Genomic DNA, 19,675 nt, shown 5'->3' with positions numbered 1-19,675 from the left:
CACGACACTTCATTGCGATCTCCCTATTGTCTCGAGGCATTTGCAATACCAACGCGGCTGGGCGTCAAGCCGGGTCGCAGTTCCCGCTTGAGCACCTTGCCGTAGCTGTTTTTCGGTAGCTCGTCGACGAATTCGTAGCGCTTAGGCCGTTTGAAGCGGGCGATGCGCCCCAACACATACGCATCCAACGCCGCGGGGTCGACCGCGCCGACGATGAACGCGACCACCACCTCACCCCACTCGGCATCGGGTGTGCCCACCACACATGCCTCCAAGACGCCGGGGTGCTCGAGCAGCACCTCCTCCACCTCCCGGGGGTAGATGTTGCTCCCGCCGCTGATGACGACGTCCTTCGATCGATCTCGCAGCGTGAGAAAACCGCGCGCGTCGAACGAACCCATATCGCCGGTGTAGAGCCAGCCTTCTTTGAGCGTGGCGCGGGTCGCGTCCGGATTTTGCCAGTATCCGGACATGACCACGTCTCCGCGGCAAACGATTTCGCCGCGCAGCACCACGACCTGCATCCCCGACCGCGCATAGCCGACCGAACCCAGAATCGCGTCGTCGTCCGAGTCGTGATCGACACGGCGTAGCCCGGTGATAGTCATCGGTGACTCGCCCTGCCCATAGATTTGCGCGAAGATCGGGCCGAATGCCCTGATCGCCTTCCGCAGGCTTTCGACATACATTGGGCCGCCGCCGTAGACGATCGCCTTGAGATTGGCCGGACGGCCGTGGCCCGTATCGACCAGTCGCTGCACCATCGTCGGGGCCAGAAATGCGCTGACGGCCGGGTGGTGCTCGCACAGATCGAGGAACTCGTCGGGATCGAACGCACCCGAGGAGGGCACCACCTGGCGGGCGGCGCGCAACACGTACGGCAGCACGTAGAGGCCAGAGCCGTGCGACATCGGCGCCGCATGCACGAGGCTGCAGTCCTCGTCGACAGCGTCGATGTCGGCAAGGTGCGCGACCGTCATCGCCGTGAGGTTGCGGTGCGACAGCATCGCGCCCTTCGATCGGCCGGTGGTTCCGCTGGTGTAGAACAGCCACGCCGGCGCGCTCGGGTCGGCCTGTGGGTGTGCTGACGCGACGACGTCGAATCGCCGTGAGTAGTCTTGGGATTCAATGATTTCCGTTGACGTCGCGGTGATCGATGCAAGCTCGGCGCCAATCGTGGCGGAGGCGAACACCTGGGCCGCGCCCGCGTCGTCGAGGATCTGAGCCATCTCGCGCGGATGCAGCTTGTAGTTGATCGGGACGACGACGCACTCGGCAGCCCAGATCGCGAACATCAATTCGACGATCTCGGGGCGGTTCTGGGTGGCGATCGCGATGCGAGCACCCACGCCATGCTGTTGGCGGATCGACGCGGCCAGCCGCAATGCCCGGTCGTGCAACTCGAGCCACGTCCACAAACGGCGACTCCCGTGGTACACGGCGCCGCGATCGGGGAACCGGCTCGCGGCCGCATCGAGCATCGCAAACAGGTTCATCGCTCGATCCACTGCGATTCCAACGCGAACTCCGAAAGATACTTCGTCGAACTCCATCCGCCGTCGACGACGATCGTTTGGCCGTTGATGAAACTTCCACCCGGCGAGCACAGGAACGCGACGGTGCTGGCGATATCGTCAACGCGGCCCAGCCGCTGATGCGGAGTCATTTCGGTGTTGATCTTGCGAAATCGCGCATCCTCCAAACGCTTTTCGACCATGGGCGTCACCGTCACGCCCGGCGCGACGGCGTTGCAACGGATGCCGGATGCGCCGTACTGGCAGGCGATGTGAGTGGTCAGCGCGGTCAGTCCGCCCTTAGCGGCGGAGTACGCGCCGCCTCGCAGCCCACCGACCACCGCGAAAGTCGACGTCACATTGATGATTGCCGACCCGGCCGCCATGTGCGGCAGCACGTCGCGCGCGAGCCTAAACGGAGCCCGCAGCATCAAATCCAGGAAGTAGTCCAGGGTCTCGTCGTCGGTTTCGTGTAGCGGCTTAGGGTTGCCCACTCCGGCATTGTTGATCAGGAAGTCGACGTGGCCCTACCGCTGCACCGCGAGGTCCACGATGCGTCGCGGCGCGTCATCGTCGGTCAGGTCGACAGCGAGCGTCGCGACGCGATCCGGATCGTTGATCGCCCTTTCGAGCCCGGCCAGCCGAGCCCGGTCGCGGCCGATGCCCACGACCGCCATGCCCATCTCGGCAAGCTTTGTTGCGCACCCCAAGCCGATGCCGCTGCTTGCTCCCGTGACGATTGCGATCTGCATCTCACCCATCCTGTGTCAGCACCGCGCGGATCTGATGTTTGAGTATCTTGCCCGCGTCGTTCTTCGGCAGGGCATCCCAGATCACCACCCGTTCTGGTGCCTTGAATTTGGCGACCCCCTTGCTCACCAGCAGCGCAAGCAGGCTCGCGACGTCCGGGCTGGCCGCGCCCGCGGGGACGATCACCGCACAAGCCCGCTCGCCGGTGCGCTCATCGGGCAGTCCGACGACTGCGATCTCGGCGATGCCGGGATGGTCGGCGAGCAGGTCCTCGACCTCCTTGGCCGAGATGTTCTCACCACTGCGGACGATGATGTCCTTGGCCCGGCCAGTCACGACGAGGTACCCGTCATCAACCCAGCGCCCAAGATCCCCAGTGCGGAAAAAGCCGGCGGCATCGAAAGAGTCGGCGCCGTCTTTCCGATGTCGGTAACCCAGCAGCATTTGTGGGCCGCGCACACAGATCTCCCCGTCACCGGCGGGCGCGGACTCGTGTGGGACGAGTTTGATCTCAGCGATGCCGGGTCTGCCGTCGGTGTCCGCTGCGTGATCGGCCTCCGGTGGCCGGGGTGCGCCGACGGTCGCAACGGGCACTTCCGTGCAGCCGTACACCCTGGTGACCATCGCATGGTCGAAATACTCTGTGGCGCGACGGATCAGCGACGGAGATGCGGACGCGCCGCCGCAGATGAATACCTTCAGGTCGGGCAGCCGGGTGCCGGCGCGCTCGGCGGCAGCCAACAGTTGCTGCAGGAATGGTGTTGCCCCCGCGATGTGGGTACACCGCTCGGAGGCCATCAGTGCGACCGCTTGTGGCGGTTCCCATCGGTCCATCAGTATCGCGGCTGTGCCTAGCAGTAGCGGGCATTCGAACGCGTAAATCGAGCCACCGATATGGGCAACCGGCGACGGGACCAGGAACGTGTCGCCCGGGGCGATCATCCAGTGGTCGCGGATCTGACAGATCAGCGCGTGTATCGAATTATGGGTGTGTAGTACACCTTTCGGGCGGCTCGTGGTACCGGATGTGTAGAGGATCATTCGCACTGAATCGGGATCCAGCGCTGGCAGGGTTGCGGAATCCAGTGGCCGCTCCAGTAGGAGCCGATACGGTGTGTGCGAACCGGCTTGCCCGGTTTCGGAGCCGCGCAGCACCACCACCGTCGGCGCCGGGCTCATCGTGGCCGTCACGCGTTCGAGCATCGCCGCGTAGTCGTGGCCGCCGTGTTGGTGTGGGACGAAAATCAGTGCGGTTTTGGCGTCTTCGAGAATGAAGCGCAGATCGTGGTCGCGTAGCGACGGCAAGATCGGGTTCACCACCATACCGGCCAGCGTCGCGGCCAGATAGATGACGGCGGTCTCGTGCCAGTTCGGCAGCATGAACGACACGACGCTGCCCGTCGGCATGCGCGACAGCATGGCGGCAGCCAGCGCGCTGGCCTGCGTGTATAGCGTGGCACAATTCAGCCGAATATCCTTGTCCACCAAAACTATTCGCTGTGGCGAGTCTGCTGCGGCGGTGCGCAGTGAATCGGCCAGCGTGGTGTGCACCCACAGCCCGCGGCGGTATGCCTGCGCCGCGTGTGCCGTGTCCTGTGGGACCCGGGCGATCACCTCAACCAGCCTGACCAGTCACGCGACGCATGGTCATCGCATACCGGAATCTGGACGACAGGTGGGTGTTGATCGTTACTTGGGCCACCTCGCCGTCCGAGGTCGTGTAGGTGCGCCGCATCTCGAGCGCGGCCGTTCCGGCTTCCACGCCCAGGCTGTCGGCCAATTCTGCCGATAGCGCGACGGCGGCGATCTCTTGGTGCAACGCAGCGACGCTCACGCCGAACAGATCCTCGATCAACGGAAAAATCGGGCCGGTATGGCGCTGCAGCAACCTGCCGACCGCGGCGAAACTCCGGGTGATGTAGTACTCCGTCCGGCACATCGGCACCGACGCGCCGTCGGCTCGCCGGTAACCACGCACCGACAGCCACTGAGTCCCGACCTCGAGTCCGGTCCGAGCCGCGATGTCGTTGTCGATCGTCACCATCGCGTTGGATTCGATGGTCAGCTGCGCGCCGGCCGCGAATGCGAGGAGGTCGTCGATCGACATCGCGTCCTGGGCATAGGAACTCGACGCCGTCCGGGGAACTACCCGGGTACCCGCGCGGGGTCGCGACGCGACCAGGTTGTCCTCTCTGAGCCGGCGCAGGGCCTCGCGGACGGTGTAGCGACTCACCGCGAAGCGCTCGCACAGTTGGTGCTCGGTCGGTAGTTGCGAGCCCACCGGGTAAACGCCGTCGACGATCTCCTTGCGCAGCGTGCGTGCGATCTGTAGGTAGCGGTGGTCGCCCGCGATGGTCGCCGACATCAGTGGCCGTCCCTGGTATGACGCACTGCCAGCACGCTGCCGTTGCCATCGGCCGAGATGTAGAGCGTGCCGTCGGCCGCGGCGGTGATTCCGGCGAATGGGCCCTGCGGTCCGGAAAACGGTGGCATGCCGCGCAGCGGCTTGGGTGTCACGCCCGGCGGGGGACCGACCGGCAGCCCGGACGCGATCGTGCGCCGCGCGTGGCCGGTCAGGTCGAACGCGATCAACTCCTTGGCGCCGGCATCGACGATGTAGAGCACACCGCTTTGGACCGCAATGCCCTGCGGCCGTTGCAGATCGGCGACGACGGTGTCGATCCTCGACCCGTTCACCCTGACCACCCGTCCGGCTCCGGCCTCCGCGACCAGACACGCGCCGTCGGTATCGATCGCGACGCCGACCGGCTCACGCAGATCCGTCGCCAGCACCTCGATACCCCCCGACTGCAGCGACAGCACCCGCCCGGTGCCCAATTCCGCAACGACCACCCCACTCGGGCTCAGGGTGACACCATAAAGCTGGTCGAAACCGTCTGCCAGCACCTCGCTTTCGTTCACCTCCGGCCGGTAGCGGGCGATCTGGCCGCCCGATGTCGTGACGACGAATTCGCCGGGTCCGGTCGCGACGACGCCGCGCAGAAATCCGGGATAACCGGGGCTGAATAGCATTCCGGCGGTGTGTAAAGACCCGTCGGGCAATGCGACGTAGAAGTACGTGCCGTCGGCGATGTAAAGCTGTCCGTCATGGCCCACCGCCAGGTCCATCGGCCAGTTGAGTCCGCCTGCCAACACGGAGCGCGTTGTGCCGGCGGGCGATATCTCGGTGATCTCGCCGGTGAAGTTGGATACGAAGAGCCGGTCGCCGACGAAGGTGCAGTTGTCCAGCCCCGGATTCAGCTGGGCGAGCAGCTGCTGTTCGCCGCTGCGAGGATCGATGCGCAGCACCTGCCCGCTCGCCACCTGCGTCGAGACGAGGTAGCCGTGCTCGTCGAACTTGACCGAGTCGGGCACACCGAGATTGCCCGCGACACACTGCGGATCGCCGCCATCGGGGTCGATACGCCAGATTTCGTTGGCGCCCATCACCGGGAAATACAGCAGGCCGTCCGGGCCGACCTCCATCGCATTCGGCGAGGGCACATTCCCTAACAGCACCCGCGGCGGCCCGCCCGCCAGGTCGAATTCCAGCAGTCGCCCACCCTCGCGGCATTCACCGATGAACAATCGGCCTGCGTGAATGGTGATGCCGTTGGCTGAAGGAACGTCGTCACGTAACACCCGCGTTCGACCGCTGGTGTCGCGCACGCTGACCCGGCCGTCCATCACCTCGGTCGCGTACAGATTGCCGCTGGCATCGAACGCGACGTCGTCGGGCGCCACGATGTCGCCGCCCTTGGGGCTGGCGGTCACCAGTTCCCCGGTGCGGTGATCCAGCGCGCTGATCTGACTGCCGGTCACCTGGGCGATATAGATGCGACCGTCCGGGCCGGTGCGCAAGCCATTGGCGCCGAAGAGCCGGCTGGGTGCGGTGACCTGCTCGAGCTCCCAGCCCTGCGCGACTTCGATCGGGTGTGCCCCGGAATTCGAGGGGGCATACCGCGAGGGCTGCGTTGAGATGGCCCTTGAGATCGACATGCTCGCCGAGGTCCTTCCGTCAGCCGGTTGGGCTGGACGTTATCAACTCCTCTTAGTCCAGACAATAGCTACGAATGTGTTCCGGCTCGACCTTGACAGCGAAGTGCGCTGATCGGAATAGTGTTCTCCAATGGACAGAATCCCGTATTTTGTCCGGACAAAATGAGCAAGAGATCTCATTGCGGACGCTTGACGGCGGCGGTGGGTGGAAGCAGGTCATGGACGATCACGAGGATCACAGCGATCTTCTAGGGCTCGACGGTCGCATCGTGGTGGTTGCCGGCGCCGGCGGGGGCGGCATCGGTACGACCGTCACGGCCATGACCGCCCGGGCGGGTGCCACGGTGATCGCGGTGAGCCGGTCGAAGGAAAACCTCGGCGAGCACATCGCCCCGTTGGCGCAGCAGGGTCTGGCCGTGGTGCCGGTCGTGGCTGACGCATCGACCGACGAGGGCATCGCTGCGGTGCTTGACCACGCCCGCCGTGCCGACGGCGACTTGTACGGGCTGGTCAATGTCGCCGGCGGCGCGCAGCCGGCGACCTGGATGCCGTCGACCCGGGTGGCGCGCAGCGACTGGCGCAAGATCTTCGCAGACAATCTCGAAACGGCCTTCTTTATGAGCCAGGCCGTGGCAAGTGAGCTCGTCGCGCAGCAACAGCAGGGGTCGATCGTGTCGATCTCCTCGATCAGCGGCATGAACACCGCGCCATTTCACATCGCCTACGGGACAGCCAAAGCCGCGATCACGGCGATGACGCGCACGATGGCCCTCGAGTTGGCGCAGGCCGGAATCCGGGTCAATGCCGTGGCTCCCGGCGTCACCGAGACAGCGGCCTCGCGCGCCTATGTCGACGAGGACCCTGGCCGGGACCGGCAGGCGATCGCGATGGGACGCCGTGGGCGGCCCGAGGAGCAGGCCGGTGCCATCCTTTTTCTGCTCTCCGAGATGTCGAGCTACGTCACCGGCCAGACGCTGCTCGTCGACGGCGGGCTGGGCCTCAAGTGGAGCCATCTAGGCGCCGACAACACCTCACTTTTCTTGCATGACGAATCCTTCCGCGCGGCAATAAGGAGGATGTGATGACCGAGCCAGCCGAAGGTGTGAATTCCGAAGCGGCCGAAGAACTATCGAAACCAATGACGATCGGCGTCGAGGCATACATTTCCGAGGACTATGCCCGCGCCGAGCGCGACAAGCTGTGGCGCAAGGTTTGGCAGCAAGTCGGCCGCGTCGAGGAGCTGCCCGAGGTGGGCAGCTACCTGACCTACGACATTCTCGACGACTCGATCATCGTGGTGCGCAGCGGCAGTAGCGAATTCCATGCCCACCACAACGTCTGCATGCACCGTGGCCGCCGGTTGATCGACACCCCCGAGGGCGCCAAGAACGCATGTGCCCGAACGCGAAAGTCGTTCGTCTGCGGCTTTCACGGCTGGACCTACGGTCTCGACGGAGCGTGCACTCATATCCGCGAACAGCAGGACTGGCAGGAAGCGCTCAAAGCAGACAACACCCGCCTTCGACCGGTCAGAGTCGACACCTGGGGCGGTTGGTTGTGGATCAACATGGACCCCGACTGTGAGCCGCTGGCAGACTTCTTGTTCCCCGCCGCGAAGATTCTCGATCCGTTCGGTTGTGAGAACATGCGCTACAAATGGCGTAAGTGGCTGTCCTTCGATTGCAACTGGAAGGTCGCGCTGGAGGCCTTCAACGAGACCTACCACGTTTTCACCACGCACCCCGAGTTCAACAAGTTCGGCGAATTCAAGGGCTGGGCGAAAGCGCAAGGCAGACACAGCCACATCGGTTACGACGCGCCAGCGGAGATGGAGGCCACCAAGTCCAAGATCCGCCTCGGCATCGGCGCCGATCCGCGGGTTTCGACCGCGGAGATGCAGGTGTACACGATGGAGGAAACCAACGCCACCACCACGCAGACGCTGGTGAACGCGGCGAAGCGACTGGTTGATGAGTTGCCCGAGGGGACACCGGCCGACAAGGTTCTCGAACACGGGCTGGCGTCGGCGCGCCGTGACGACGAGGCCCGTGGCGTGCTCTGGCCGATAATTCCCGCCGACATCCTCGGGCAGGCCGGCACCGCATGGCAGATCTTTCCAAATTTCCAGATTGGGCAGGGCCTGACCAGCGCGCTGTGCTACGGGGCGCGGCCACACCCCAGCTACAACCCCAACAAGTGCATCTTCGAGGTGTCGGTCCTCGAGCTGTACCCGAAAGGTCAAGAGCCACAAACAGAGTGGGAGTACACACCGGTCGGCGACCCCCGATGGCGGTCGGTTCTACCGCAAGACTTCTCCAACATGGCCGCCGTGCAACAGGGCATGAAGTCGCTTGGGTTCCCGGGCACCAAACCCAATCCATACCGCGAACGCAGCACGGTCAATCTGCATTACCAATTGTCGAGGTACATGGGTGTCGGAGAACCCCAAAGCCTTTCAGATGAGGAGCACCCACGGGCATGACCCCGGATATCAAGGCGGCCCAAGAGGCCTGCGGGCCAACCCGGACGCCCGACGACTTAGACATCGACGCGCTGCGTGAGAAATACCGCCACGAGCGCGAAAAGCGGCTGCGCAAAGAAGGTTCCAATCAGTACATCGAATTGGAGGACGACTTCGCCGGCTACTACGAAGTCGATCCCCACACGCCGGTGGTCCCACGTGAGCCAATTGTCGACGACATCGACGTCGCGGTTCTCGGCGGTGGCTTCGGGGGCCTGCTGTCGGCGGCCCACCTGAAGAAGGCGGGCGTCGATGACGTACGAATCATCGAGCTCGGTGGTGACTTCGGCGGCGTCTGGTACTGGAACCGTTACCCGGGAATCCAATGCGACAACGAATCCTACTGCTATATACCGCTTCTCGAAGAGCTCGATTTCATGCCGTCGAAGAAGTTCGCCGACGGTGCCGAGATCTACCAGCATTGCCGCAACATCGGAAAGCATTTCGGCCTCTACGATTCGGCGATCTTCTCCACCCAGGTGCGTGACCTGCGTTGGGACCAGGAGATGAAGCGCTGGAGGATCAGCACGAACCGCGACGACGATATCCGCGCCCGCTTCGTGGTGCTGGCGTCGGGCCCCTTCCACCGGCCGAAATTGCCCGGCATTCCCGAACTCAAAGCGTTTGGCGGACACAGCTTCCATTCGTCGCGGTGGGACTACGACTACACCGGAGGCGATGTCAGCGGGAGCCTGGACAAACTGGCGGACAAACGCGTCGCGGTGGTCGGCACCGGTGCCACGGGCATCCAGATCGTGCCCTTTCTCGCGCGCGCCGCCAAACATCTCTATGTGTTTCAGCGGACACCGTCGACCGTCGACGAACGCAACAACGCTGCGACCGATCCGGAATGGGTGAAGACGCTGCGGCCGGGTTGGCAACGGGAGCGTCAGCGCAACTTCCACTCATGGACGTTCGAGGGTATGGCGCTGGGTCAGCCGGATCTGGTGTGCGACTTCTGGACCGAGCTGGGACGCAACACCGCGGCCCGGGTGCTCGCCCTGGACGACCCCGCGTCGATGACTCCCGAGCAGTTCGTTGCGCTCCGAGAGGAGGAGGACTACAAGATCATGGAGCGGCTGCGGCGCCGCATCGACTCCCTGATCGAGGACGGGGCGACGGCCGAAGCGCTCAAGCCCTATTACCGCTTCCTATGTAAGCGGCCCTGTTCCAACGACGATTACCTGGCGAGTTTCAATCGTCCGAATGTCACGCTGGTCGACGTGTCCTCGAGCAAGGGCGTCGAGCGGGCCACCGAAAAGGGTCTGGTGGCCAATGGTGTCGAGTACGAGGTGGACTGCATCATCTATGCCAGCGGCTTCGAAATCACCACCGAGATCAGCCGCCGCTATTCGATCGAGACGATCGAGGGACGCGACGGACTGTCGCTGTTCGACTACTGGCAAGACGGTTACCAGACGCTGCACGGGATGACCAGCCGTGGATTCCCGAACCAGTTCTATACGGGCTTCACCCAAGTCGGCATCTCGGCCAACATCGCCGCGAATTATGAACTGCAGGGCGAGCACATTGCCTACGTGATCGCCGAAGCGCTGAAACGGGGAATCAGCACCGTGGAGCCCAGTCAAGCGGCACAGGAGCAGTGGTGCGCGACGATCCGGGAGACCGCGATCGACAGTTCGGCGTTCGACGCGCAGTGCACGCCCGGCTATTACAACAACGAAGGTGGTGGCGGCGGACAGGGAATCCGGTCGCACCTGGGCGAACCCTACGGCCCCGGCTTTTACGCGTTCGAGGATTTGTTGCGGCTGTGGCGCGACAAGGGTGATCTGGAAGGGTTGGTGCTCGGCGGTTGAGCGAAACATGTGCGCCGCAACTGAGATTCGACGGTCGCGTCGCCGTGGTAACCGGCGGCGGCCGAGGACTCGGCCGCTCCTACGCCCTGCTGCTCGCCTCACGCGGGGCGAAGGTGGTCGTCAATGACGTCGGCGGCAGCCTCGGCGGTGCGGGCGTCGACACAGGTCCGGCCGAGCAGGTGGTCGCCGAGATCACCGCGGCCGGTGGCGAGGCCGTCGCTTGTAGTGCGTCGGTAGCCACGCGTGGAGGAGGCGAGGCCATCATCGCCACGGCGCTCGGGCACTACGGCGGCATCGACGTCCTGATTCACAACGCGGGCAACGTACGTCCCGGCTCGCTCAAGGAGATGAGTTACGAGGACTTTGACGCCGTGGTCGACGTGCATTTGCGTGGCGCGTTCAACGTTGTGCGGCCGGCATTTCCGCTCATGTGCGAGGCGGGTTACGGCCGCATCGTGCTGACCTCGTCGATCGGTGGCCTGTATGGAAACCACCACGTGGCCAACTACGCGGCCGCCAAGGCCGGCGTAATCGGATTGTCCAATGTCGCCGCGCTCGAAGGCGCCGCCGAAGGTGTGCGGTGCAACGTGATTGTGCCGGCCGCGGTGACGCGGATGGCGGAAGGCATCGACACCTCGGCGTATCCGCCGATGGGTTCGGAATTGGTTGCACCCGTGGTGGGTTGGCTCGCGCACGAGTCGTGCTCGGTGACCGGTGAACTGTTCATCGCGCTGGCGGGTCGGGTGGCGCGGGCGGTCGTCGCGGAGAGCCCCGGCGTGTGCCGGGCGTCGTGGACGATCGAGGAGGTCAGCAGCCATCTGGATGCGATCCGCTACGTCGAGGCGCCACTCATCTTTCCCGTCGTCCCGGATGGACATAACCAGCACATCGGATACAGCTTCGATCTTGCTCACCGCTCGAACGACCAAGGAGCGCTCAATGGCTAGCCCGACGGGCCCGATGGCCGGTCTGCGGGTGATCGATCTCACCGCGATGGTGATGGGACCGTACTGCACGCAGATCATGGCTGATATGGGTGCCGACGTGATCAAAGTCGAACCACCCCAAGGAGATAACACCCGCTATATCTCGGTAGGTCCGGCGCCCGGCATGAGCGGGGTATTCGTCAACGTCAACCGGGGCAAGCGCAGCATCGTGCTGGACCTGCAAACCGACGGCGGAACACGCGCCCTGCGCGCTCTCGTTGAGACCGCCGACGTGTTCGTCCACTCGATGCGCGCCAAAGCAATCGCCAAGCTCGGCTTCGGTTACGACGACGTCACCGCGATCAATCCCGCGATTATCTACACCAATTGCTACGGGTACGGACGACGTGGACCCGACCACGACCGCCCCGCCTACGACGACACAATCCAGGCGGAGTGCGGCCTGCCGGCGGTGCAACAGCAGTTGACCGGCGAGGCCGATTACGTCGGCACGATCATGGCAGACAAGATAGCCGGGCTGACGGCGCTGTACGCGACGACGATGGCGTTGTTCCATCGCGAGCGCACCGGGCAAGGGCAAGAAGTCGAGGTCGCCATGTTCGAAACCATGGCCTCGTTCATGCTCGTCGAACATGCCAACGGTGCTCTGTTCGACCCTCCGCTGGGACCCGCGGTGTATCCCCGCACCGTGGCGCCCAACCGTCGTCCGTACCGCACCAGCGACGGCTACATCGCCGCATTGATCTACAACGACAAACACTGGAACGCCTTCATGGAAGCCGTGCAGCCGCCGTGGGCCAGCGACCTGTATTCGACGCTGGAACAACGCGCTCGCGAGATCGACACCGTTTACGGGCTGGTGGCCGAGACGATGAAGGAGCGTTCTACCGCGGAGTGGTTAGCGCTGCTGCGCCGGCTCGAGATACCGGCCGCCCCACTGAACACGCCGGGCGCACTCTTCGACGATCCGCATCTCAACGCGGTCGGCATGTTCGAAACAGTGGACACCCCGCACGGACCGGTGCGCTTCCCGGGCGTACCCACTTGGTTCTCGCAGACACCGGGGCGCGTCGCGGGCCCGGCGCCAGAGCTCGGCGCCCACACCGCACAAGTGCTCGCCGAAATCGGCGCGAGCAGCCACAAAATCAGCCGAAATGACCAGCCAGAGCGCGATTTTGCGACTGCTCGCGACGGAAAGGAACTCTGACTATGGCCGTGCCCGTGTACCAGCGCATTCTCGACCTGTTCGAGGCCGAGGGGGTGAACACGCTGTTCGGTATCCCGGATCCGAACTTCGTGCACATGTTTGCCGAGGCCGACGCGCGCGGGTGGTCGGTGGTCGCACCGCATCACGAACTGAGCGCGGGATTCATGGCTGAGGCCGCGTCACGTATGACGGGCAAGCCCGGCCTGTGCATCGGCACGCTCGGCCCGGGCATGGCCAACATCGCCGGAGCGATCCAGTGCGCACTCGTGGAGAACTCGCCGGTGATCTTTCTCGGCGGCCAGCGCGCCCGCATTACCGAGCGCCGGGTCCGGCGCGGGCGGATCCAATTCGTCTGCCAGGAGCCGCTTTTCGCGCCGTCCGTCAAGTACAGCGCATCCATCGAGTACGCCGATCAGACGGACGAGATCATCCACGAGGCGATTCGCCGGGCCATGTCCGGCACTCCCGGCCCGGTTTACATCGAATACCCGTCGCACGTCATCCTCGAAGAAATCGACGTTGCAGAACCGTTGCCGCCCAATCGGTATCGCCTCGTCAACCAGGGGGCGGGCGCTCCTGAGATCGCCCAGGCCGCGAAGCTGATTCGCGAAGCGAAGAGTCCGATTCTGTTGGTGGGCCACGGCGTGCACACGTCGCGCAGCGGTCCTGCGGTCAAGGAGCTCGCCGACTTGATGGCCTGCCCGGTCATCCAGACCTCCGGTGGAACGTCGTACATCCCAGGCCTGCGGGAGCGGACATTCCCCTACCTGTTCTCCCCGGCCGCCAACGAGGCGGTCGAGGAATCCGACCTGTGCGTCGCGCTGGGAACCGAACTCGGCGAGCCCATGCACTACGGCCGGACCCAGCATTGGGCAGACAACGATGCGAACCGCAAATGGGTGTACGTCGAGCAGGACCCGGCCGCGATCGGCGTCAACCGCCAGTTCGACGTGCCGCTGGTGGGCGATCTGCGCGGCGTCGTCCCGCAGCTCGTCGACGCGCTGCGGGACACCCCGCGCACGCGAACGGCCAATCTCGAGAAGTTGGTCAACGCAGACGCCGAGGAACTCGCGCAGCTCGCCGAGAATGCGCCGTCGGGACGTTCGCCCATCCACCCGGCGCGCTACGTCGTCGAGGCCACCAGGGCGTTCAACGAACTCGAGGACGGCATCATGGTCCGCGACGGTGGCGCGACCGTCATCTTTGGTTGGACCTACTCGCAGGCCAAACCGCGCGACGTCATCTGGAACCAGAACTTCGGCCACCTCGGCACCGGTCTGCCTTACGCGGTCGGAGCATCCGTCGCCGAGGGCGGCAAGCGCCCCGTGATGCTGCTGACCAGCGACTCGGCGTTCCTCTTGCACATCGCGGAGCTGGAAACGGCTGCGCGGCAGAACCTTCCGCTGGTGTGCGTGGTGGGCGTGGACCACCAGTGGGGCCTCGAGGTGGGCGTGTACAAGCGCACCTTTTCCCAGCCGTCGCCGCAGCCCGGCGTGCACTGGAGCAAGGACGTCCGGATGGACAAGATCGCGGACGGCTTCGGCTGCCACGGTGAGTTCGTCGAGAAGGAGGACGAGATCCGCCCGGCGATCGCCCGCGCCTACGCCAGCGGCAAAGTCGGTGTGGTGCACGTGTGCATCGACCCGAAGGCCAACTCCGAGGAGATGCCCAAGTACGACCGATTCCGCACCTGGTATGCCGAAGGCACCCAGTAAGGCCCACCGAGCAAGAAAAGGATCGATCTGATGCGCGAATACTTGAAGTTCTACATCGACGGACGGTGGGTTGACCCGTTGCGGCCCAACACTTTCGACGTGGACAACCCGGCAACGGAACAAGTTTCCGGGAAGATCTCGCTGGGGTCGCAGGCCGATGTCGACGCGGCGGTCAAAGCCGCCCGGCGAGCCTTCGCCGGCTGGTCGCAAAGCACCCGCGAACAGCGCCTCGATCTGTTGCAGGCCATCCTCGCTGAATACCAGAAGCGTGCGGACGATCTGGCCGCCGCGGTCACCGAGGAAATCGGCGCGCCGCCCTCACTGGCGGCGGGGCCGCAGGTGTTTCTCGGGATCGGACACCTGACCACGGCGATCGACGCGCTGAAGAACTTCGCGTTCTCCGAACAGAAAGGGGCGACCCTGATTGCCAGGGAGCCGATCGGTGTCTGCGGTTTGATCACGCCCTGGAACTGGCCTATCAACCAAGTCGCGGTCAAGGTCTACCCGGCGTTGGCCTCCGGCTGCACCGTCGTCCTGAAACCCTCTGAGGTGGCACCATATTCGCCCTACATCTTCACTGAGATCTTGGCCGCCGCGGGCGTACCGGCCGGGGTGTTCAACCTGGTCAACGGCGACGGTGCGGGCGTGGGCGTGGCCCTGGCGAGTCATCCCGACATCGACATGGTGTCGTTCACCGGATCCACTCGCGCCGGTATCGAGGTGGCCAAGCTTGCGGCCCCGACGGTGAAACGCGTGACCCAAGAACTCGGCGGCAAGAGTCCCAACATCGTGCTCGACGACAGTGGTTTCGCCGAGGGTGTCAGCGCCGGCGTGGCCAACATGATGCCGAACTCCGGGCAGAGCTGTAACGCGCCGTCGCGCATGCTGGTCCCGAATTCGCGGATGGCAGAGGCCATTACCCTCGCGCGCGAGGCGGCCGAGCAAATCGAGGTGGGCCCTAACGGCGATAAGCGGGCGATCGGGCCAGTGGCTTCGAAGGCGCAGTTCGACAAGGTCCAGCGGCTGATCCAGCAGGGCATCGACGAGGGCGCGACCGTGGTGGCCGGAGGCCCGGGCCGGCCCGCCGGGCTAGACAAGGGTTATTACGTCAAGCCGACCGTCTTCGCGCATGTCACAAATGAGATGACGATCGCGCGCGAGGAGATTTTCGGACCGGTGCTGTGCATCCTCGGCTACGACGACATCGACCACGCTGTCAATATCGCCAATGACACCGAGTACGGTCTTGCCGGCTTTGTTTCGGGAGCCGACCTGGACAAAGCTCGTGAGGTCGCGCGCAAGATCCGCGCGGGATGGGTGACGATCAATCATGCGTTCGACATGAACGCGCCATTCGGCGGCTACAAGCGCAGCGGCAACGGTCGCGAGTGGAGCGAGTTCGGCTTCCACGAATATCTGGAAGTCAAAAGTACCCTGGGTTACGCGCCCGACGAAGGCTAAAACTCTAGGCCGAAATCCGAACGCACCACAGCGGAAACCGCTGCGTGTCCTCCACCTGATCCTGCGGCGACGCCCCTAAGCTTGCTGAGATCAAGAGGAGGGGCGACGACGTATCGGCAGCAACTATCGCGCTGGGCGCTGCGGTGGTCAGGGCGCGCTAAAAGCGAGAGCTGAGCCGGGCGGGGAGCATCCCGCACCGGCGCGTTCTGATCGGCCTACCCGGTGGGTAGCGCCCGTGCGTCGGGCCGGCCGGCTGGCGATCTGGGACAAACCCGAGCGTGCCAGCGGCATACCCGCGCTGGATGGGCTTCGCGCGATCGCCGTTGCGCTGGTGCTCGCCGACCACGGCGGCATTCCCGGCATGAGCGGTGGCTTCCTCGGCGTCGACGTCTTCTTCGTGCTCAGTGGATTCCTGATCACCTCGCTTTTGCTGGACGAGCTTGGGCGCACCGGACGTATCGACCTGACCGGATTCTGGATTCGCCGGGCCCGCCGGCTGTTGCCGGCGTTGGTGTTGATGGTGCTCGCCGTGGGCGCGGCCCGCGAACTTCTACCGGCCCAGGCGCTTAACGGATTGCGCGATGACGCGATCGCGGCGTTCTTGTGGGTGGCTAACTGGCGCTTCGTCGCGCAGAAGACCGACTACTTCACCCAGGGGGCGCCGCCGTCGCCGCTGCAGCACGCCTGGTCGCTCGGCGTTGAGGAGCAGTACTACTTCGTCTGGCCGGTCCTGCTGATCGTGGTCACTCTGCTGCTTGCGGCACGAGCCAAGCGCTACTTCATGCGGGCCAGCGTGGGCGGGGTGCGGTTCGCCATCTTCGTGATCGCCACGCTGGGGGCGCTGGCGTCGGCGGCGGCCACCATCGTCTTCGTCTCCGACACCACGCGTGACCGCATCTACTTCGGCACCGATACCCGCGCGCAGGCTTTGCTGGTCGGATCGGCGGCAGCGGCTCTGCTGGTTCGGGATTGGCCGTCGCTGAACCGCGGCTGGTGCATGATCCGCACTCGGTGGGGGCGGCGGGTCGCCCGCGTGCTGCCGGTCGTGGGTGTGGCGGGGCTAGCGGCGGCGGCGCACTTCGGGATGGGCAATGTCGGCGACTTTCGCCACGGCTTGCTGATCGGTGTCGCGATTGCGGCCGTCTTCGTGGTCGCCCCGGTGGCGCTGGAGCAGCGTGGGCTGATCGCCCGCATTCTGGCCGTACCCCCGCTGGTGTGGCTGGGCACGATTTCCTATGGCATCTATCTGTGGCACTGGCCGATCTTTCTGGCGCTCAACGGCGAACGCACCGGATGGTCCGGATTGCCGCTGTTCGCCGCCCGGTGCGGGCTCACGCTCGCGGTGGCCGGCGCGTCGTACTGGCTGATCGAACAACCCGTCCGCCGCTGGCGGCCGGCCCGGGTCGCGTTGTTGCCGCTGGCCGCCGCCACCGTGGCCAGCGCCGCCGCGATTACGATGCTGGTGATTCCGGTCGGCACCGGAACCGGTCTACGTGAGAACGGCCTGCACCCCGGCGTTTCGTCGGTCGCGGCGGTGTCCTCGGTGCCGCCGGGTGGCGCTCGCCCGGTCGGCCCGCGAAACCCCAACCGGCCGTTCACCGTTTCGGTATTCGGTGATTCGATCGGCTGGACCTGGATGCACTATCTTCCGCCGACGCCCGGATTCGCGTTCCTCGACCACACTGTCATCGGATGCAGCCTGGTGCGCGGTACACCGTATCGCTACATCGGCCAAACCCTGGATCAGCGGGCGGAATGCGACACGTGGCCGGGCCGATGGGCAACGCAGGTCAGCCAGGATCAGCCGGATGTCGCACTGCTGATCATCGGCCGGTGGGAAACGGTGGACCGCGTCAACGAAGGGCAGTGGACCCACATCGGTGATCCGACCTTCGACGCCTATCTCAACGGCGAGTTAGAGCGAGCACTGAACATCGTGAGCGCGAGCGGAGTTCGAGTGGTGGTCGCCACGGTGCCCTACAGCCGGGGCGGCGAGAAACCGGATGGCCGGTTATACCCAGAGGACCAACCGGACCGGGTCAACCAATGGAACACCATGCTGCGCAATACCGTTGCGCAGCATCCGAATGTTTCGATCTTGGATCTGAACAAAAAGCTTTGCCCCGACGGTGTTTACAGCGCCAAGGTCGACGGCATCAAGGTACGCAGCGACGGCGTCCATCTCACCCCGGAAGGGGTCAAGTGGCTGACGCCCTGGCTGGAAGAGTCACTGCGCTAGACGCCTAGTCGTCAGTGCGGCAGCTGATTTCCATGCTGTCGCTTTCCCGGACCAGAAAATTGAAGCTGATGTAGCCGTTGGCGGCATCGCGAACACGATCGAGATAGGGAGCCATATCCGACGAGCTGGCATTGTCGGCAACGACCAAAGCGCCTGTGGTAAGCCGGGGCTCGAGCATTTTGATGACCGGAAGGTAGAGATCTTTCCAGCCGTCGAGCAAGACGAATTCGACCGGCCCGTCCACCGCCTCCAGCGTGGTCAGCGCATCTCCCTCGAGAATGGTGATCACGTCGTCTAAGCCGGTCTCCGCGAACGTCTTCTTTGCGGCGGCTATCTTGCTCGCACTGAGTTCCGTGGTCACCACGCGCCCGACACCGTTGTCGCGTACCGCCGCCGCAAGATGAATGGCGGAGATACCGAAAGACATTCCGAATTCGACAACGGTCGTCGGACGGGTAGCCCGGATCAGCGCGTACAGCAGCCGCCCGGCCTCGGGAGTCACCGGGATGTAGAACTCGCTCATCGCCTCGGCGCGTTCCGCTGTGGTCATCGGTCGATCGAACTGACCATGCCGCTCACGCAGCAGCGACATCTGGTTCTTGGTTTCGGTGTACATCCGGTCGAGCACCGACTCGACGCGAGGGTCTTGCAAGGACGTGGCCATGCCCACGAGGGTATTCCTCGGCGATGTTCAGCCGTGCAGAGCTCGACGATCGGTAAATGTGACACGTGCCACGCCTGGTGTAAAAAGTCTGCAAAGACGTTTGACGAGCGGTGGGTCCTAGTGCCAGCATGTACGGGCAAGCACCTCGGTAGGTGAGGCGTCTGCACGGACACAGGCCACTGACCCCGAACGTCGAGAGACGCCCCGGGTCAGGACAGCTCTTCCCGGACCCAAGGGTTGAGCCCAAGTGGCTTCTGGACATGGTCCAGATACGCCGTGCAGTGCCGAAGCTCCGACGAGAGGGGTGCGGCCTGGTCGGCGCATGGTCCGGCCATTCGTTCGTCTTTTGCGTGTGATGTGACGACACCCTCGTGTGTCATGGCCGTGAGGAGGTGAGGGCGAGATGAGTCCCGGCGATAGTTGGTATCCAAAATCCATCTTGATCCGATCCGGTTCCGGCGTTTCTTTCTGCTCACGCAGCTCTTTGGATTTGCTGTCCCACAACCGTATTGACGGTGGCGGCACTAGCGAATGCTCGGCGCGCTGACGAGCCGAATCGGCCTTCCGAAAAGGGGAAGACCATGACTTTTGTTGTTGTGCACCGTATTAACGGTCGTGGAATGCTGCGCGGACGGGCAACGCTGCGCGGACGGTCGATGCTACGTGCGGGTCGGCTGCTGACAAACAGGTTGTCCGCCATGCACATTCCGACACCCGAAGAGCGGGCGAACCTGTACGCGTCGCTGACGCCGATCGGTGTGCTCTCGGCCGCGCCGGGTGCAGCGTCATCGGGCAGTGCGGTCAACTACCGATGATTCGTTGCGCCTAACGGTCCCAGCGG

General features: G+C 64.5%; 14 protein-coding genes, 1 pseudogene and 1 riboswitch. Of the genes and pseudogenes, 9 read left to right on the top strand and 6 right to left on the bottom strand.

From position 1 onward, the window contains the following. Nucleotides 1–23 precede the first annotated feature (23 nt). The 5 genes and pseudogenes from H7K34_RS23590 to H7K34_RS23570 form a co-directional block, all read right to left on the bottom strand. Entirely contained in the window at nucleotides 24–1,496 is a 1,473-nt protein-coding gene (locus H7K34_RS23590) for an AMP-binding protein (protein ID WP_264064408.1), read from the bottom strand. Next, nucleotides 1,493–2,275: pseudogene (locus H7K34_RS23585) on the bottom strand (SDR family NAD(P)-dependent oxidoreductase). Before H7K34_RS23585 ends, H7K34_RS23590 begins: the two are co-directional and overlap by 4 nt. Beyond that, on the bottom strand, nucleotides 2,268–3,878 hold the full coding sequence (locus H7K34_RS23580; RefSeq protein ID WP_264064406.1) for an AMP-binding protein: 1,611 nt from the start codon (nucleotides 3,876–3,878) through the stop codon (nucleotides 2,268–2,270). The pseudogene H7K34_RS23585 and the gene H7K34_RS23580 overlap by 8 nt, the downstream one beginning before the upstream one ends. Nucleotide 3,879: 1 nt before the next feature. After that, a complete protein-coding gene (locus tag H7K34_RS23575; protein ID WP_264064404.1) occupies nucleotides 3,880–4,629 on the bottom strand; it encodes a GntR family transcriptional regulator in 750 nt (249 codons plus the stop codon). Continuing rightward, entirely contained in the window at nucleotides 4,629–6,263 is a 1,635-nt protein-coding gene (locus tag H7K34_RS23570) for an SMP-30/gluconolactonase/LRE family protein (RefSeq protein ID WP_264064402.1), read from the bottom strand. Before H7K34_RS23570 ends, H7K34_RS23575 begins: the two co-directional genes overlap by 1 nt. A 218-nt stretch (nucleotides 6,264–6,481) precedes the next feature. Between H7K34_RS23570 and H7K34_RS23565 the strand changes: the two genes are divergently transcribed. The 8 genes from H7K34_RS23565 (at nucleotide 6,482) to H7K34_RS23530 (ending at nucleotide 18,170) form a co-directional block, all read left to right on the top strand. After that, nucleotides 6,482–7,345, top strand: a complete 864-nt coding sequence (locus H7K34_RS23565; protein WP_264064401.1) for an SDR family NAD(P)-dependent oxidoreductase — start codon at nucleotides 6,482–6,484, stop codon at nucleotides 7,343–7,345. Beyond that, entirely contained in the window at nucleotides 7,345–8,745 is a 1,401-nt protein-coding gene (locus tag H7K34_RS23560; protein WP_264064399.1) for an aromatic ring-hydroxylating oxygenase subunit alpha, read from the top strand. The genes H7K34_RS23565 and H7K34_RS23560 overlap by 1 nt, the downstream gene beginning before the upstream one ends. Beyond that, nucleotides 8,742–10,601, top strand: coding sequence for a flavin-containing monooxygenase (locus tag H7K34_RS23555; protein ID WP_264064398.1), 1,860 nt, complete (start codon nucleotides 8,742–8,744; stop codon nucleotides 10,599–10,601). Before H7K34_RS23560 ends, H7K34_RS23555 begins: the two co-directional genes overlap by 4 nt. Further along, nucleotides 10,598–11,548: an SDR family NAD(P)-dependent oxidoreductase gene (locus H7K34_RS23550; RefSeq protein WP_264064396.1), complete on the top strand. Its 951-nt coding sequence runs from the start codon at nucleotides 10,598–10,600 to the stop codon at nucleotides 11,546–11,548. Before H7K34_RS23555 ends, H7K34_RS23550 begins: the two co-directional genes overlap by 4 nt. Before the next feature lie 13 nt (nucleotides 11,549–11,561). Then, nucleotides 11,562–12,755 (top strand): CaiB/BaiF CoA transferase family protein, encoded by a 1,194-nt coding sequence (locus tag H7K34_RS23545; protein ID WP_264064852.1) that lies wholly within the window; start codon nucleotides 11,562–11,564, stop codon nucleotides 12,753–12,755. A 2-nt stretch (nucleotides 12,756–12,757) separates the two neighbouring features. After that, entirely contained in the window at nucleotides 12,758–14,470 is a 1,713-nt protein-coding gene (locus H7K34_RS23540) for a thiamine pyrophosphate-binding protein (RefSeq protein WP_264064395.1), read from the top strand. A 30-nt stretch (nucleotides 14,471–14,500) separates the two neighbouring features. Continuing rightward, nucleotides 14,501–15,931 (top strand): aldehyde dehydrogenase family protein, encoded by a 1,431-nt coding sequence (locus H7K34_RS23535; protein ID WP_264064394.1) that lies wholly within the window; start codon nucleotides 14,501–14,503, stop codon nucleotides 15,929–15,931. 235 nt (nucleotides 15,932–16,166) lie between these two features. Further along, nucleotides 16,167–18,170, top strand: coding sequence for an acyltransferase family protein (locus H7K34_RS23530; protein ID WP_264064391.1), 2,004 nt, complete (start codon nucleotides 16,167–16,169; stop codon nucleotides 18,168–18,170). A gap of 4 nt (nucleotides 18,171–18,174) precedes the next feature. On the opposite strand, the gene H7K34_RS23525 is transcribed toward H7K34_RS23530, so the two are convergent. Next, a complete protein-coding gene (locus tag H7K34_RS23525) occupies nucleotides 18,175–18,834 on the bottom strand; it encodes an O-methyltransferase (RefSeq protein ID WP_264064390.1) in 660 nt (219 codons plus the stop codon). A 137-nt stretch (nucleotides 18,835–18,971) separates the two neighbouring features. Further along, nucleotides 18,972–19,145: riboswitch (M-box (ykoK) riboswitch) on the top strand. A 270-nt stretch (nucleotides 19,146–19,415) separates the two neighbouring features. On the opposite strand from H7K34_RS23525, the gene H7K34_RS23520 reads away from it, so the two are divergent. Next, entirely contained in the window at nucleotides 19,416–19,649 is a 234-nt protein-coding gene (locus tag H7K34_RS23520; RefSeq protein WP_264064389.1) for a hypothetical protein, read from the top strand. The last annotated feature ends 26 nt before the right edge of the window (nucleotides 19,650–19,675 follow it).

Source organism: Mycobacterium montefiorense (genome assembly GCF_025823255.1).
GTDB classification, from domain to species: Bacteria; Actinomycetota; Actinomycetes; order Mycobacteriales; family Mycobacteriaceae; genus Mycobacterium; species Mycobacterium montefiorense.
The sequence above is the reverse complement of the archived record's forward strand: the minus strand, read 5'-3'. Positions and strand labels throughout refer to the sequence as shown.